Genomic DNA, 15,574 nt, shown 5'->3' on the forward strand with positions numbered 1-15,574 from the left:
TGCCCAATCAACGCCGGCCCAGACGAAAGCGTCACTTGTACGGCGGACTTCGGAGCCCCACAGTCTGGGCGCCCCGCGCCCTACCGCAGACGGCTCAGGCCCAGCGCGTGCCGCGCGCCGCTCTCGGCCACGATCTCGTCCACCGTCTGGGGCTCCCGTACCGTCGCGAAGCGCACATCGGCGCTCGTCGCGTCGAAGCCGTAGATCCCCGGGCGGGGCAGGCTGTTGTACGCGAAGTGGTTGGAGAAGTAGTACGCGCCGGTGTCCAGCAGGGCGACCAGGTCGCCCGCCGCCAGCTCCGGCAGCGGCCGGTCGCGCGCGACCAGGTCGCCCGCGAAGCAGCAGGGACCGGCGATGTCCTGGGGGACCGGGCCGTCGCCGGTCCCCGCCTTGGGGCGGCCCTCCGCGTCGTAGGCCAGGACGCGCAGCGGCCAGGCCTCCGGGGCGAAGACCGTACGGGTGGCGAGCTGGGCGCCCGCGTGGGTGACCGCGATCGGGCGGCCGCCGGCGGACTTGGCGTATTCGACCCGCGCCAGCACCAGGCCGGACTTGGCGAGCAGGGACCGCCCGAACTCGGTCACCAGCTTGTACCGCCCGTCGAGGAGCCCCGGCACGGTGGCCCGCAGCAGCTGGGCGTACTCCCGGTAGCCGGGGGTGACCTCGTCGGAGGTGAAGTTCACCGGGAGGCCGCCGCCGATGTCGAGGGCGTCGATCTGCCGCCGGCCGACCGCCTCGTTGATCTCCTCGGCCAGTTCGTAGGCCGCCCGTATGCCCGCCGCCATCAGCTCCAGCGGACAGCCCTGGGAGCCCACGTGTGCGTGCAGCCGGGTCAGCCAGGGGCGCTCGGCGAAGGCGCCCACGACCCAGGCGCGCGCCCCCGGGTCCTGGAGGGCGACGCCGAACTTGGAGGTCGCGGTGGCCGTGCTCATCGCGTCGATGCTGCCGCCGCCCACCTGGGGGTTGATCCGCAGGCCCAGGGGCGGGGGCGGGGCCGCGCGGTGCCCCACCAGCGCGTCGAGCCGCTCCAGCTCCTGGGGGTTGTCGGCGTTGACGGCGATGCCCAGGTCGAGGGCCTCGCGCAGCTCAGCGGCGGTTTTGGCGGGGGAGTCCAGGACGATCCGGTCGGGCGTCACCCCCGCCGCGCGGGCCAGCGCCAGCTCGCCGGGGCTGGCCACCTCGCAGCCCAGGCCCTCGTCGGCCAGCAGCCGCAGGACGGGGACGAGCGCGGCGGCCTTGACCGCGAAGGCGTGCAGGATGGGGGTGCCGGGCGCGACGACGTCCTCGAAGGCCGCGCGCAGCCCGGCGGCCGCGGAGCGGATCCCGGCCACGTCCAGCAGCCCCACGACGGGCTGGTCCGGGCCCAGCAGCCGCTGCTCCACGGCCGCCCGTACGGCCTGTTCGCGCCGGGTGGCCATCGCAACCGCTTTCGACGTCATGCTTTCAGCCAACCATCCGGAACGGCCGCGGACCAGCTCCGCGGGGGGCGCTCCGGGGGCGGGGCCGGGCGGTCGCGGGGAGCGCGGCCCCAGGAGCCCGGCCGACCCGCCCTACAGCTCCACCAGCACCGCCCCGAGGTGGCGGCCCGCCACCAGCTCGCACAGCGCGCCAGGCGCCTGCTCGATCCCCGTCAGCCGGGTGTACGGGTAGGTGAGCGCGCCCTCGCGCAGCGCCCGGCCGAACTCGCTCAGATACGCGGGCATGGCGTCCTGGTGGTCCACCGCGCTGATGCCGCGCAGCGTGATGCTCCGGGTGATCAGGGCCAGGGTGCTGATCGCGGTCGGGGCCAGCGCGTCGTCGGACAGCTGCGCGGCCAGCGCGCCGACCAGGGCGAACCGGGCGTTGCGGCGGGCCAGTGCCAGGGCGGCCCGCAGCTGCTCGCCGCCGACGGTGTCGAAGAGGACGTCGATGCCGTCGGGGGCGGCCGTGCGCAGCCGCTCCTCGATCGATCCGGCACCGCGAAGGACGACCGCGTCATAGCCCAGCTCCCGCGTCAGCCGGTCGGCCTTGTGCCGGGAGCCGGTGGAGCCGATGACCCGCCCGGCGCCGTGCAGCCGGGCGAACTGCCCGGCCAGGGAGCCCACGCCGCCCGCCGCGCCGGTGACGAACACCGTGTCGCCGCGCCGCACCCCGGCCCCGCGCACCACCCCCAGCCAGGCGGTGAAACCCTGCGAGAGATGGGCGGCGGGGTCCGGCAGCACATCGGGGTCGACGGGCGACACCTCGGGGGCGTTCAGGACCGCGTACTCGCGCCAGCCCGCGCGGTGGCGGACGAGGGTCCCGGGGACGAGATCCGTGCCCGGCGCCCGGACCACCTCGCCGAGGGCCGCGCCCCGCATCACCTCGCCGGCCTTGTGCAGCAGCTGGGGGAGGCCGAAGGCGCCCGGGTCGGCGAGCGTGAGCGGGCGCATCACGGCGGCGACGCTCATCAGCCGGTTGCGCACCAGCACCTGACCGGGGCCGGGGGTGGGGACGGGAGCGGTGACGACCTCGAAGTGGCCGGGGGTGAGCTCCTCATCGGGCAGGGCCGCCAGACGGACCTCACGGTGGGTGGCGGGGAGGGACACGAAGGGCTCCTCGGCGGGCGTGGGGACACGACCTGGTGACGCTACCCCGCTGCCCCGCGGGCCGGGGCGTGCTGGCCGCGACCAGCACGGTGCGCCCGCGCCGCTGAACCACCTGGGCGTATGCCGGGGCGTATGGCTGGGCGTATGCCGGGGCGTATGCGGAGCCCCACGGTATTGACTAGTCATATTCATCGGCATCAAGATGTGAATAACTCAATCCAGTCGATGCGGTCGACGCAGTCGAACCAGTTGATGGCACAGGGAGGCTTGGCCCATGACAGGACCGCGACCCGTACGGGCGCCGCGTGGTGCAGAGCTCAGCGCCCGGGGGTGGCAGCAGGAAGCCGCCCTGCGGATGCTGCAGAACAATCTCGATCCGGAGGTCGCCGAGCACCCCGACAAGCTCGTCGTATACGGCGGCACCGGTAAGGCGGCCCGCGACTGGCGCTCGTTCGACGCCATGGTCCGCACCCTGCGCACGCTGAAGCAGGACGAGACGATGCTGGTCCAGTCGGGCCGCCCCGTGGGCGTCATGCAGACCCACGAGTGGGCGCCGCGAGTGCTGATCGCCAACTCCAACCTGGTCGGCGACTGGGCCAACTGGGAGGAGTTCCGCCGCCTGGAGGCGCTGGGCCTGACCATGTACGGCCAGATGACCGCGGGCTCCTGGATCTACATCGGCACCCAGGGCATCCTCCAGGGCACGTACGAGACCTTCGCCGCGGTCGCCGCGAAGAAGTTCAACGGCACTCTGGCCGGGACGATCACCCTCACCGCGGGCCTCGGCGGCATGGGCGGCGCCCAGCCGCTGGCGGTCACGATGAACGACGGCGTCGCGATCTGCGTCGACTGCGACCCGCGCGCCATCGAGCGCCGAATCGAACACCGCTACCTGGACGTCCGCGCCGACAGCCTGGACCACGCGCTCCAGCTCGCGACCGAGGCCCGGGACGCCCGGCGCCCGCTGTCGATCGGCGTGCTGGGGAACGCGGCCGAGCTGGTCCCGCAGCTCCTCGCGATGAACGCCCCGATCGACATCGTCACCGACCAGACCAGCGCCCACGACCCGCTGTCGTACCTGCCGGTCGGCGTGGACTTCGACGAGATGGCCTCGTACGCCACCGAGAAGCCCGCCGACTTCACCCAGCGGGCGCGCGAGTCCATGGCCCGGCATGTCGAGGCCATGGTCGGCTTCATGGACGCGGGCGCCGAGGTCTTCGACTACGGCAACTCCATCCGCGGCGAGGCCAAGCTGGCGGGCTTCGAGCGCGCCTTCGCCTTCCCCGGCTTCGTCCCCGCCTACATCCGGCCGCTCTTCTGCGAGGGCAAGGGCCCGTTCCGCTGGGCGGCCCTGTCCGGCGACCCGAAGGACATCGCGGCCACGGACAAGGCGATCCTGGAGCTCTTCCCGGAGAACGAGTCGCTGGCCCGCTGGATCAAGATGGCGAAGGAGCGGGTCCACTTCCAGGGGCTGCCCGCCCGTATCTGCTGGCTCGGCTACGGCGAGCGCGACAAGGCGGGCGAGCGCTTCAACGAGATGGTCGCCGACGGCACGCTCGCAGCACCGCTGGCGATCGGCCGCGACCACCTCGACTGCGGCTCGGTGGCCTCCCCGTACCGCGAGACCGAGGCCATGCTGGACGGCTCGGACGCGATCGCCGACTGGCCGCTGCTCAACGCCATGGTCAACGTCGCCTCGGGCGCCTCCTGGGTCTCCATCCACCATGGCGGCGGCGTCGGCATGGGCCGCTCGATCCACGCGGGCCAGGTCACGGTCGCCGACGGCACGGCGCTGGCGGGCGAGAAGATCCGCCGCGTCCTGACGAACGACCCCGGCATGGGCGTCATCCGCCACGTGGACGCGGGCTACGACCGAGCGGACGAGGTAGCCGACGAGCGAGACGTCAGGATCCCCATGAGGGAAGCGGAATGAGCCGGGTTGTGGGCAATCATCCCGCGGAGGGGGCACCTCCCAGCGGTAGCTGGGGGAGGGACGGGTGGGCACAACCCGACCACCGGGCGTCAGCCGCGCACGAAACGGAGGCTCAGAGGGGAGTGGGCGCACCCAGCACGACCGGCGCGTCGTTTCACGACATGTGGCGCGACCTGGCCCCCATCGGCCGAAACACAACAACAAACGGCTACCGCCGCTACGCCTGGACGGAAGCCGACGCGGACTGCCGAGCCTGGTTCAAGGCACAAACAGAAACTCGCGGCCTCACCTACGATGTGGACCGCAACGGCAACCAATGGGCCTGGCTGGGCGACCCGGAAGCCGGAGGCGCCATCGTCACCGGCTCCCACCTCGACTCCGTCCCCGACGGCGGCGCCTTCGACGGCCCGCTGGGCGTCGTCTCCTCCTTCGCCGCCCTCGACGAGCTACGAGCACGGGGCGCCCACCCCACCAAACCGCTCGCCATCGTCAACTTCGGCGACGAGGAGGGCGCCCGCTTCGGCCTGGCCTGCGTCGGCTCCCGGCTGACGAGCGGGCAGCTCAGCGTCGCGCAGGCGCATGAGCTGCGCGACGCGGACGGGCTGAGCCTCCCCCGGGCGATGGAGCGCGCCGGTTACGACCCGGACGCCATCGGCCCCGACCCGGAGCGGCTGGCCCGCATCGGCGCGTTCGTCGAACTGCATATCGAGCAGGGGCGCGCCCTCGCGGCGCGGTCCGACAGCGGCTCCGCCGCGGGGGACGACCCGGTGGGCGTCGCCTCCGCGATCTGGCCGCACGGCCGCTGGCGGTTCGACTTCCACGGCGAGGCCAACCACGCCGGGACGACCCGGATCGAGGATCGCCGCGATCCGATGCTCACCTACGCCAACACCGTCCTCGCGGCCCGTAAGAAGGCGAAGCTCGCCGGGGCGCTGGCGACCTTCGGCAAGGTCAGCGTCGAGCCCAACGGGGTCAACGCGATCGCGAGCCTGGTCCGCGGCTGGCTGGACTCGCGCGCCGCCGACGAGGAGACCCTGGCCGCCGTGGTCGGCGAGATCGAGCGCGCCGCGGTCGAGCGCGGACAGCGGGACGGGGTGGACGTCCGGGTCACCCGGGAGTCCTTCACCCCGGTCGTCGAGTTCGCCCACGACCTCCGTGACCAGCTCTCGGGCCTGCTCGGCGGCGTCCCGATCCTCCCCACCGGGGCCGGGCACGACGCCGGCATTTTGTCCGCGTCGGTTCCGACGGCCATGCTGTTTGTAAGGAACCCCACCGGCGTCTCGCATTCACCCGCGGAGACGGCGGGCGAGGACGATTGCCTCGCCGGTGTGGCCGCGCTCGCGGAGGTACTGGAGGGCCTGGCGTGTCACTGACGGCGCAGACGTACTGGGCGGAGCACGCCTGGGTGGACGGAGGCGTGCGGTCGGACGTGGTGATCGTAGCCGCGGCCAATGGGCGGATCACGGCGGTGGTGCCCGGGAGTCCGCGGCCACCCGCCGGGTCCGTCACCCTCCGTGGTCTGACGCTCCCCGGCCTGGCCAACGCCCACAGCCACGCCTTCCACCGGGCCCTGCGCGGTGTCGTCCAGGCGGACGGCAGGGCAGGTGGCAGGGCAGATGGCAGAGCGGACGGCACGGCGGGCGGCGAAACGGGCGGCGAAACGGGAGACGAGGCGAACGGCCAGGTCGACCAGCAGCAGCAGCGCAAGGGCGCGCCGGACTCCTTCTGGACCTGGCGCGAGGTGATGTACGGGGTCGCCGACCGGCTGACCCCGGACAGCTACTTCGAGCTGGCCCGTGCCGTCTACGCCGAGATGGCCATGGCCGGGATCACCTGCGTCGGGGAGTTCCACTACCTCCACCACGCACCCGGCGGCGCCCGCTACGGCAACCCCAACGCGATGGGGGAGGCCCTGATCGCGGCCGCGGCCGAGGCCGGTATCCGGATCACCCTGCTCGACACCTGCTATCTCTCCTCCGGTTTCGGGGCCGAGCCCAACGAGCACCAGCTGCGCTTCTCCGACGGCACGGCCGAAGCCTGGGCCGAGCGGGTCTCCGGGCTGAAGGCCGACGGCAACACCCGCATCGGCGCGGCGATCCACTCGGTGCGGGCCGTCCCCGTCGACCAGCTGGCGACCGTGTCCGGCTGGGCCGATGAGCACACGGCGCCGCTGCACGTCCACCTGTCCGAGCAGACGGCGGAGAACGACGCCTGTGTGGAGGCACACGGCTTCACCCCCACCCGGCTGCTCGCCGACCACGGGGTGCTGGGCCCGCGGACCACCGCCGTGCACGCCACCCATCTCACCCCGGGCGACATCCGGCTGCTGGGCCACGCCGCCACCGGGGTCTGTATGTGCCCGACCACCGAGCGTGATCTCGCCGACGGGATCGGCCCGGCCGTGGAGCTGCAGAGCGCGGGCTCACCGCTCTCGCTGGGCAGCGACAGCCATGCCGTGATCGACATCCTGGAGGAGGCCCGCGCCATGGAGCTCGACGAGCGGCTGCGCACCCGCGCCCGGGGCCACTGGACCGCGGCCCAGCTGCTGCGGGCCGCCACCGTGGACGGTCATGCGGCGCTCGGCTGGGGCGCGGAGGCGGGCCGGATCGAGGTGGGGGCGCTCGCCGACCTCACCACGATCGCGCTGGACTCGGTGCGCACCGCGGGGCCGCCGCCTCGGCTGGGCGCGGAGACCGCCGTATTCGCGGCGACCAGCGCGGATGTCCGGCACACCGTGGTCGGCGGCCGCCATGTCGTACGGGACGGCGCCCATCAGCTCGTCCCGCGCGTGCCGCAAGCGCTGGCCGAGGCCATCGAAGCCCTGCACGGACCGTGATCCGGCCGCTACCGGCACGGCCGACGAAGGAGAGCACCCCCACGATGACGACCGCGACGCCCACGACGGCCATTACCGACATCGCCACTCTGGTCACCAATGACCCCTCCCTCGGTGAAGGCCCCCTCGGTCTGATCCGGGACGCGGCCGTCGTCATCGACGGCGACCGCATCGCCTGGGTCGGTGAGTCCAGCAAAGCACCCGCCACCGACAATCGGGTCGACGCCGGTGGCCGGGCCGCCATTCCGGGCTTTGTGGACTCCCACTCCCATCTGGTCTTCGCGGGCGACCGGACCGAGGAGTTCAACGCCCGGATGTCCGGCCGCCCGTACAGCGCGGGCGGGATCCGCACCACCGTGGCCGCCACCCGCGCCGCCTCGAACAACGTGCTGCACGCCAACGTCGGCCGCTATGTGGCCGAGGCGCGCCGCCAGGGCACCACGACCGTCGAGATCAAGTCCGGCTACGGGCTGACCTCGCAGGACGAGGCCCGCGCCCTGACCATCGCCGGTGCCCACACCGACGAGGTGACCTTCCTCGGGGCGCATATCGTCGCCCCCGAGTTCGCCGACGACCCGGCCGCGTATGTGGATCTGGTCACCGGCCCGATGCTGGACGCCTGCGCCCCGCACGCCCGCTGGATCGATGTCTTCTGCGAGCAGGGCGCCTTCGACGGCGACCAGGCCCGCGCCGTCCTGACCGCGGGCAAGGAGCGCGGGCTGACCCCGCGGGTCCACGCCAACCAGCTCTCCTACGGCCCCGGGGTGCGGCTGGCGGTCGAGCTGGGCGCCGCCTCGGCCGACCACTGCACCCATCTGACCGACGAGGACGTCGACGCGCTGGCCCAGGGGGAGACGGTGGCCACCCTGCTCCCCGGGGCGGAGTTCTCCACCCGCTCGACCTATCCGGACGCGCGCCGGCTGCTCGACGCGGGCGTCACGGTCGCCTTGTCCCCGGACTGCAACCCGGGCTCGTCCTTCACCAGCTCCATGCCGTTCTGCGTCGCCCTGGCCGTACGGGAGATGGGGATGACGCCGGACGAGGCGGTGTGGGCCGCGACGGCCGGTGGGGCGCGGGCCCTGCGCCGTACCGACGTGGGCCGGGTGAGCCCGGGTGCCCGCGCCGATCTGGCGCTGCTGGACGCCCCGTCCCATGTGCACCTCGCCTACCGCCCCGGCGTGCCCCTGGTCTCGGCGGTGTGGCACGGGGGCACCCTGATCTGACGGCGCGGAAGAGACACGCACGGGCGCACCGCGAAGAGACACGCACAGGCGCACCGCAGGGCACACGGATACAGGGCACACGGATAAGGGCCCGTCCCGGTGATCCGGGGGCGGGCCCTTATCCGTCTGCGGAGGCGTCACTCCTCGATCATCAGTCCCTTGCGGAGCCGACGGAGGGTGCGCGACAGCAGCCGCGAGACATGCATCTGGGAGATGCCCAGCTCCTCACCGATCTCCGACTGCGTCATATTGGCCACGAAGCGCAGGGAGAGGATCTTCCGGTCGCGGGCAGGCAGATCGGCGATCAGCGGCTTCAAGGACTCGACGTACTCGATGCCTTCGAGCCCGTGGTCCTCGTATCCGATCCGGTCCGCCAGCGCGCCCTCGGAGTCGTCCTCCTCCGGCTGGGCGTCCAGCGAGCTCGCGGTGTACGCGTTGCTCGCGGCCATGCCCTCGATGACCTCGGCCGGGCTGATGTCCAGCCGCTCGGCCAACTCCCTGACGGTGGGGGCGCGGTCGAGCCGCTGGGCCAGCTCGTCGCCGGCCTTGGCCAGGTCGAGACGGAGCTCCTGGAGGCGCCGCGGCACGCGCACCGACCAACTGGTGTCGCGGAAGAAGCGCTTGATCTCACCGACGATCGTCGGCATCGCGAAGGTCGGGAACTCCACGCCCCGGCCGGTCTCGAAGCGGTCGATCGCCTTGATCAGGCCGATGGTGCCGACCTGGACGATGTCCTCCATCGGCTCGCTGCGGGAGCGGAACCGGGAGGCGGCGAACTTGACCAGCGCCAAGTTGAGCTCGACCAGGGTGTTACGCACATAGGCGTACTCGTGGGTGCCTTCCTCCAGCACCTCGAGGCGTTCGAAGAGGGTCTTCGACAGAGCCCTCGCGTCCACCGGTGCTACCGTGTCATACGGCGGTATCTCCGGCATATCGGACAATTCCGGCAGTTCATCGAAGAGATGGCCAACGGCCGCCGGGGCGTCAACGTCGGGGGTGAACTGCTCGGGCAGGGGGGCCGACGAGACGGTGGTCCGAGTGCTCCCCGAGGGTTCGGTACGCGTGTCGTCGAGGCGGGGTGACATAGTCTCCTCCATCGTTCTTCGGCATATGGCTGCCGGGGCCATAACGTGCTGCTCCGGTGAGCGGCGCCTCCAAAGCCGGGCCGTAAGCGGATGTGACCCTCTACGCCTACCTGCATCGGCCACCAAGTGGCAAGTCCACGTTGTCCATATTTGCCGAACTATGCGAAATGTTCGGCTACCGGAGCGGCGGGTAGAAGGCGTAGGGTTCGATGCGCGCAATCGAAAGCAACGAGACGCCAGAAGAGGTGCGCAGATGGACCGCGGGATGGTCGGCAGCGCCAGCAAGGGCCGACTTCAGGTCGAGGTTCGGCACCACGGGGCGAGTGCGGTCGTCACGCCGGTGGGTGAGCTGGACCACCACACCGCCGAGGTGCTGCGCGAGCCGCTTGAGAAATGCGTGGAGGGGGGACGTGTCCGGCTGGTGGTGGACTGCTCGAAGCTGGAGTTCTGCGACTCCACCGGGCTCAATGTCCTTCTCGGTGCGCGACTCAAGGCCGAGGCCGCGGGCGGTGGCGTCCACCTGGCCGGAATGTTGCCGATCGTTGCCCGGGTGTTCGAGATCACGGGCGCGGACGCCGTCTTTACCGTGCATGAGTCGCTTGACGCCGCCCTTGTCGAGTGACATAGCTCACTCCTGTTTCCGGCGTGTCATCGATGGGTCATCGGGGCGTTGCCCGCGTCACATCGATGGGGCGGAAGTAGTGGGTGTTCTCACGCTATGGCCGGGCAGGAGACAGGCTGAAACTGTTGAAGAGATCAGGTAACCCTTGACCCTGAATCGGTGAATCGGTGAGGTGAAGCGCTGATGAGCACCACCCGGCCGTACCCGCCGGGCGACCGCGGCCCGGACCCGGACGGCCCCGCCGCTTCGGCTTCCCCACCGGCCCCGCCGACCGCCGGCCCCATCCGTCAGATCCGCAGGCTCCATCTGATCGGTGCCAGCGGTGCCGTGCCGCGCGCCCGCGACTTCACCCGCCAGGCGCTGCACGACTGGGGGTGGCTTCCGGCGGTGACCGCCGACCACCGGGCCGCCGCCGAGGATGTGCTGCTCGTCGTCTCCGAACTGGTCACCAACGCCTGTCTGCACGCCGACGGCCCCGAGGAGCTGCGCGTCAGCTGCAACGCCAAAGTGCTCCGTCTCGAGGTCGTGGACCTCGGCACCGGTACGCCCGCGCCGCGCACCCCGCACCGCGCCGGACGCCCCGGCGGCCACGGCATGTTCATCGTCCAGCGGCTGTGCCTGGACTGGGGGGTCGTGCGGAACGTGGAGGGGACCGGCAAGACGGTCTGGGCCGAACTCGCCGCGCCGGGCTGAAGAGCACGGCTCCGGCGCCACGATCCCGCTTTCCCCCACCCCTTCCCCCGCCCCACGCCGATCCGGCGTGCTTTTTGTCTTCCCATGACAAGGTCCCCGGCGTACCGTCAGCGCCCAATCTGATGTGCCGTCAGTTACATCCGGCTGCGGCGCTTGACGAGAGGGGATCTCGTGGTGTCCCACAACCAACGCCGTCCGGCCGGCCGTGGCGGCGCCCTCACGCTCGCGGCGGCCCTGGCCGGCTCCGTGGTACTGCTCACCGCCCCGGCCGCGCACGCCGACACCGTGGACGTCGACTACAAGTGCAAGACGCCGATCGGCGACAAGAGCGCCGTATCGCCCATCGACATCAAGAGCGTCGCGAGCGGCGGCGCCTACAAGCTCACGATGTCCTTCCAGAAGGGCGTCTCCTCCAGCCCCGTCGAGCTCGGCAAGGGCGCCATGCACCCCAGCGCGCTCATCAAACTGGGCGGAGCGGAGAGCGGCACGCTATCGGTGTCGGGGCCCGCCAACGACAAGGCCATCCCCGCCAACACCCCGATCAAGATCAGTGACCTGTCGGGTACCTACACCCCCAAGAAGAGCGGAAAGGTCACCTTCACCGCCTCCACGCTCACCATCAAGGCGCTGGGCACGACCACGACCTGCACCCCCGGCAACAACCCCAAGCCCTCGCTGACGCTGGACGTCAAGGCCGCGGGCGGCGGCGGAGACTCCGGCTCCACCGGCGGTACGGGGGGCAGTACGGGCGGTACGGGTGGTACGAGCACGGGCGGATCGGACGGATCCGGCGGTGCGCAGGGCGGCTCCGGCAACGACCAGCTGCCGCAGACCGGACCGACGGACTCCGCCGTCGCGCTCGGCACCCTCGGCGGCACGGTGCTGCTCGCCGGAGTGGCCGGGGCGCTCTGGCTGACCCGCCGTCAGCGTCCCACGCCCTGACGCGCGCGGCAGCCGAGGAGCCGCCGATGCCGTCGCGTATCCGTGCAGCGGTCCATGCCGTCGTCCGCCCGGCCGGGCGGGCCGCCGCCCGCCGGGCTGTCCGGGCAGCCGCACGTCCGGCCGTGCGGGCAGGCGTACGTCCGGCCGTGCGGGCAGCCGTGCGTCCGGCCGGACGCCGAGCCGTCCGCGCCTGTGCGCCGGTCCTACTGGCCGCCTCCCTGGTGAGCCCCCTGCCGTGGGCCTCCACGGCGGCCGCCGCCGGGCCCGACTGGTCGGCCGCCCCCGCCGCCGGGGGCGGCGGCGCACCGGGCGCGGGCGACCGGCCGTACATCTACCTCGAAGGCGGGCCCGGCGCCGTCCTCGAGGACAAGCTCTCGGTCACCAACCGGAGCGAGCACCCCCGCACCGTCCGGCTGCGCGGCGGCGGCGGCGCCCGGATCGCTCCGGCCGAACGGCGGGTGACGGTGCCGCCCCGCACCCGCGCCGACATCCCCTTCACCGTCACCGTCCCCTCCGACGCGGTGCCCGGTGAGCACCCCGGCGCGGTCATGGTCTCCTCCGGCGGCCGGGAGGTCGCGGTCCGGCTGCGGCTGCGGATCAGCGGCGCGACGCTGTCCGCCCTCTCCGTCGAGGACGTGACGGTGCAGGACCACGGCGGCGGGGCGGCCATCCGTTACGCCCTCGTCAACCGCGGCAACACCGTGCTCACCCCACGGCTGGCCGTACGCGCCGACGGGCTCTTCGGCCAGGTGCTGCGCCGAGCCCCCCGCACCCTGCCAGTCGAGCTGCCGCCGGGCAAACGGGTCCGGCTCACCGAGAGCTGGCCGGACCCGCCCGCCCTCGACTCGGTGGACGTCACGCTCACCGTCACCGCGGGCGGGGGCGCGCACGCCACGGCGACCGCCGGATACACGGCCGTCCCCTGGTGGCTGCTCGCGCCGGTGGCGACCGCCTTGGCGGGCGCCGGGGGAGGCGTCTGGCTGCTGCGCGCAAGACGCCGCCGACGCCGCACACCGCGATCGCAGCCGGATCCGCAGCCGGATCCGCGGCCGCAGTCGGATCCGCAGCCGCAACCGCAGCGCACAGGGGCAGGAGCGACCTCGTGAACGCACGCCGACACCCAGGCACCCCGGCCCGGCCCTCCGCCGTGGTCACCGTGCTCGCCCTGGTCCTCCTCACCCTCGGCGCGCCCCTTACGGGCGGCGCCGCGGCGGCCGAGGGCCCGACCGCGAAGGTCTCCAAGGCCGAGGCGGGCACGGGCGGCACGGTCACCGTGACCGGCGCCCGCTGGCGGCCGCGCGCCCTGCTCACCCTGCTCATCTGCGGGCAGAACATGATCGGCGGCACCAACTCCTGCGCCAACGGTGACGGCAGGGCGGCCACCGTCGGCAAGGACGGCACCTTCACCAAGAAGCTGCCGGTGTCCGAGCCGCCCAAACCCTGCCCCTGTGTCATCCATATAGCGACCGTCACCGGCGAAGCCGCCGCCGCGGACGTGGCGTTCAAGGTCGCCGGGCACCCGGTCGCGCCGCTGCCGAAGGAGCGGACCGGGGGCGAGCGGCTGAGCGTGCTCTCGGCCCGGCTCGACGGCTCCAGCGGGCTGCTGACCTGGTTCGGCGCACCGCCCAGGCGAAAGCTCGTGGTGACCGTCGGGAACCTCGGCTCGACCCCGGCCCGCGACCCGGTCTTCGAGGTGGGCAGCTCGCACGGCGTCTTCGCCCCCTCCTGGGAGGAGCAGCGCTGGCGGGGGACCATCCAGCCGGGGAAGAAGGCGCAGGTCAAGCTGGACGTCGAACTGTCCGCCGGGGCCCATGGCGACTATCTGGTCTCACTGCGCTACGGCCACAAGCTGCTCGTCGAACAGCCGTGGGCGGTGGGACGGCCCTGGGGCGTCACGCTCTTCTGGATCCTGCTGTGCGTGGTGGTCTCGGCGACGGTCTTCCGGATCGGCATGGCCGTCGTGGACAAGGTACGGCCCCGTACGGCCCGGAGCGCGCCACCACCGCCCCCGTTCCCGCCCTCGCCGCCGCCTTCCGGACCGGCCGCGGCGGACGGCGCACCGCCGGCACTGCCCTGGTTCACCCCGGACGCCGCGCCGGAGGCTCGGCCGCACCACCAGATTTCCGCACCGACCGAGGAGATCCGACCGACCCCGAAAGGAACCACGTGAGATGCGACCAAGAGTGAGTGCGGCCGCCGTCGCGCTGCTGCTCGGCGGTGCGGGCGTGCTGCTCGGCGCGGGCAGCGCGGAGGGCGCCGAGGTCTCGTACAAGACCGAGTGCTTACCGCCCCCCATCTCGGGGCTGCCCCCGGTGGAGGGCACCACGACCGTGGCCGTGACGGCACCGGAGACGGCGAAGGTCGGGGACGAGGTCGAGGTGGTGTGGAAGACGGTGCAGGCCGCCTCCAAGAACCCGCCCATCCTCGACCTGGAGGCCAACACCGTGCTGCCGACCGGCACCCTCACGGTGGGCGGCGCCCAGACCGGCGAACTGGCCATGGAGGGGCCGCGGGAGAACCCGGCGATCCCCAAGGGCGGTGAGATGAAGCTCTCCGACATGAAGGGGAAGCTGAAGCTCACCAAGGCGGGAGAGGTGACGCTGACGCCCGGCGGCTACAACATCAACGTCAGCAAGCCGCTGCCCACGGACACCAAGTGCTCGGCGAAGGAGGACGTCAAGGCCGCCGCGACCATCAAGGTGACGGACGGCGGCAGCGGTCCGGGCGGCACGACCAGCGGTACGACGAGTGGCACCACGAGCGGGACGACCAGCGGCACCACAAGTGGCACCACGAGCGGAACGACCGGTGGTACGACGAGCGGCACCACCGGTGGCGGGGGCGGCGGTGGCGATTCGTACACCGGTAAGGAGGTTCAGGTCGCCTACGCCTGCAAGACCCCCATCGGCGACAAGAACGCGACCTCCCCGGTGCAGATCAACGCCAAAAAGAGCGGCGGGAACTTCGCGCTGACCGTGAAGTTCGGCAAGTCCGTGATGGACAGCCCGGCCGACATCCCCGCCGATTCGGTCAAGCCGTCGATGGCCGTCAAGGTCGGCGGTGCGGACAAGGGCACCGTCGCCGTGGCGGGGCCCACCAACAAGGGGCCCATCAAGTCCGGCGAGCCGATCGAGATCCCCGACCTCACCGGCACCTACAAGCCGGGCGCGAGCGGCAAGTCGACGCTCACCCCCGGGGTGCTGACGGTCAAGGCGCTCGGTACGACCACCACCTGCACCCCGTCCAAGGACCCCGGCGCCTCGCTGGAGCTGGACACCACCGGCCAGCCCGGCGGCACCACCGGCGGTGACTCGACCGGCGGCGGCAGCGGCTCCGGCGGCGGCACCTCCGGTGGCGGCGGTTCGGGCAGCAGCGGCGGTTCGGCCACCAGCGGCGGGCTCGCCGACACCGGTGCCAGTGACCACGGCGGGCTGAAGGCGCTCGCTCTGATCGCCGGTACCACCGTGCTGCTCGGCGGCGCCATCTTCACCCTCACCCCGTGGCGCAAGCTGCGCGGCACCACCCGCTGAACACCGGCTCACAGGGAATGGCGAAGGGCCCGGCGCGGGCGGCGCCCCCCCCCCCCCCCCGCCAGGGCGGCGAACACACAGAATAATACAGGGCTCCTGGGGCGGCAGAGCACGACACCCCCAACCACCGCGGGGATGAGATACCC

Annotated in this window: 13 protein-coding genes; 10 read left to right on the forward strand and 3 right to left on the reverse strand. The window is 72.5% G+C overall.

Annotated features, from left to right (window positions below; translation table 11 throughout):
- Positions 1–80: 80 nt before the first annotated feature.
- Positions 81–1,436, reverse strand: a complete 1,356-nt coding sequence (locus ACFXB5_RS27485; RefSeq protein WP_385212460.1) for a diaminopimelate decarboxylase — start codon at positions 1,434–1,436, stop codon at positions 81–83.
- Positions 1,437–1,547: 111 nt separating this feature from the next.
- Positions 1,548–2,564 (reverse strand): MDR family NADP-dependent oxidoreductase, encoded by a 1,017-nt coding sequence (locus ACFXB5_RS27490; RefSeq protein WP_385212461.1) that lies wholly within the window; start codon positions 2,562–2,564, stop codon positions 1,548–1,550.
- 274 nt (positions 2,565–2,838) lie between these two features.
- Here ACFXB5_RS27490 and hutU point away from each other — a divergent pair, with 274 nt between their 5' ends.
- From hutU to hutI, 4 genes are all read left to right on the forward strand, one after another.
- Complete coding sequence (hutU, locus tag ACFXB5_RS27495) at positions 2,839–4,497, forward strand: urocanate hydratase (RefSeq protein WP_385212463.1); 1,659 nt, start codon at positions 2,839–2,841, stop codon at positions 4,495–4,497.
- A 161-nt stretch (positions 4,498–4,658) separates the two neighbouring features.
- Complete coding sequence (locus ACFXB5_RS27500) at positions 4,659–5,870, forward strand: allantoate amidohydrolase (protein WP_385212500.1); 1,212 nt, start codon at positions 4,659–4,661, stop codon at positions 5,868–5,870.
- Complete coding sequence (locus tag ACFXB5_RS27505) at positions 5,861–7,333, forward strand: formimidoylglutamate deiminase (protein ID WP_385212465.1); 1,473 nt, start codon at positions 5,861–5,863, stop codon at positions 7,331–7,333. The genes ACFXB5_RS27500 and ACFXB5_RS27505 overlap by 10 nt, the downstream gene beginning before the upstream one ends.
- A gap of 44 nt (positions 7,334–7,377) precedes the next feature.
- Positions 7,378–8,556, forward strand: coding sequence for an imidazolonepropionase (hutI, locus tag ACFXB5_RS27510; RefSeq protein ID WP_385212467.1), 1,179 nt, complete (start codon positions 7,378–7,380; stop codon positions 8,554–8,556).
- A gap of 137 nt (positions 8,557–8,693) precedes the next feature.
- On the opposite strand, the gene ACFXB5_RS27515 is transcribed toward hutI, so the two are convergent.
- Complete coding sequence (locus ACFXB5_RS27515; RefSeq protein ID WP_385212468.1) at positions 8,694–9,641, reverse strand: RNA polymerase sigma factor SigF; 948 nt, start codon at positions 9,639–9,641, stop codon at positions 8,694–8,696.
- 253 nt (positions 9,642–9,894) lie between these two features.
- Between ACFXB5_RS27515 and ACFXB5_RS27520 the strand changes: the two genes are divergently transcribed.
- From ACFXB5_RS27520 to ACFXB5_RS27545, 6 genes are all read left to right on the forward strand, one after another.
- Positions 9,895–10,263 (forward strand): STAS domain-containing protein, encoded by a 369-nt coding sequence (locus ACFXB5_RS27520; RefSeq protein WP_198280435.1) that lies wholly within the window; start codon positions 9,895–9,897, stop codon positions 10,261–10,263.
- 183 nt (positions 10,264–10,446) lie between these two features.
- On the forward strand, positions 10,447–10,956 hold the full coding sequence (locus tag ACFXB5_RS27525) for an ATP-binding protein (RefSeq protein ID WP_385212470.1): 510 nt from the start codon (positions 10,447–10,449) through the stop codon (positions 10,954–10,956).
- Positions 10,957–11,127: 171 nt separating this feature from the next.
- Positions 11,128–11,898 carry an LPXTG cell wall anchor domain-containing protein gene (locus ACFXB5_RS27530; protein WP_385212472.1) on the forward strand — a complete coding sequence of 257 codons (771 nt, stop codon included), beginning with the start codon at positions 11,128–11,130 and terminating at the stop codon, positions 11,896–11,898.
- 26 nt (positions 11,899–11,924) lie between these two features.
- Positions 11,925–13,004, forward strand: coding sequence for a hypothetical protein (locus ACFXB5_RS27535; protein ID WP_385212474.1), 1,080 nt, complete (start codon positions 11,925–11,927; stop codon positions 13,002–13,004).
- The gene (locus tag ACFXB5_RS27540; RefSeq protein WP_385212476.1) at positions 13,001–14,068 is read left to right on the forward strand and encodes a hypothetical protein; all 1,068 of its coding nucleotides are present in this window, start codon (positions 13,001–13,003) and stop codon (positions 14,066–14,068) included. The genes ACFXB5_RS27535 and ACFXB5_RS27540 overlap by 4 nt, the downstream gene beginning before the upstream one ends.
- Position 14,069: 1 nt before the next feature.
- Complete coding sequence (locus tag ACFXB5_RS27545; protein WP_385212478.1) at positions 14,070–15,428, forward strand: hypothetical protein; 1,359 nt, start codon at positions 14,070–14,072, stop codon at positions 15,426–15,428.
- Positions 15,429–15,574 lie beyond the last annotated feature (146 nt).

The organism is Streptomyces sp. NPDC059455 (assembly GCF_042750115.1).
Taxonomy (GTDB): domain Bacteria; phylum Actinomycetota; class Actinomycetes; order Streptomycetales; family Streptomycetaceae; genus Streptomyces; species Streptomyces endocoffeicus.

Excerpts from the sequence above, each read along its gene's own strand:
- ACFXB5_RS27485 (WP_385212460.1), bottom strand. The coding sequence starts at position 1,436 with ATGACGTCGAAAGCGGTTGCGATGGCCACCCGGCGCGAACAGGCCGTA.
- hutU (WP_385212463.1), top strand. The coding sequence starts at position 2,839 with ATGACAGGACCGCGACCCGTACGGGCGCCGCGTGGTGCAGAGCTCAGC.
- ACFXB5_RS27500 (WP_385212500.1), top strand. The coding sequence starts at position 4,659 with ATGTGGCGCGACCTGGCCCCCATCGGCCGAAACACAACAACAAACGGC.
- hutI (WP_385212467.1), top strand. The coding sequence starts at position 7,378 with ATGACGACCGCGACGCCCACGACGGCCATTACCGACATCGCCACTCTG.
- ACFXB5_RS27515 (WP_385212468.1), bottom strand. The coding sequence starts at position 9,641 with ATGTCACCCCGCCTCGACGACACGCGTACCGAACCCTCGGGGAGCACT.
- ACFXB5_RS27520 (WP_198280435.1), top strand. The coding sequence starts at position 9,895 with ATGGACCGCGGGATGGTCGGCAGCGCCAGCAAGGGCCGACTTCAGGTC.
- ACFXB5_RS27525 (WP_385212470.1), top strand. The coding sequence starts at position 10,447 with ATGAGCACCACCCGGCCGTACCCGCCGGGCGACCGCGGCCCGGACCCG.
- ACFXB5_RS27535 (WP_385212474.1), top strand. The coding sequence starts at position 11,925 with ATGCCGTCGCGTATCCGTGCAGCGGTCCATGCCGTCGTCCGCCCGGCC.
- ACFXB5_RS27545 (WP_385212478.1), top strand. The coding sequence starts at position 14,070 with ATGCGACCAAGAGTGAGTGCGGCCGCCGTCGCGCTGCTGCTCGGCGGT.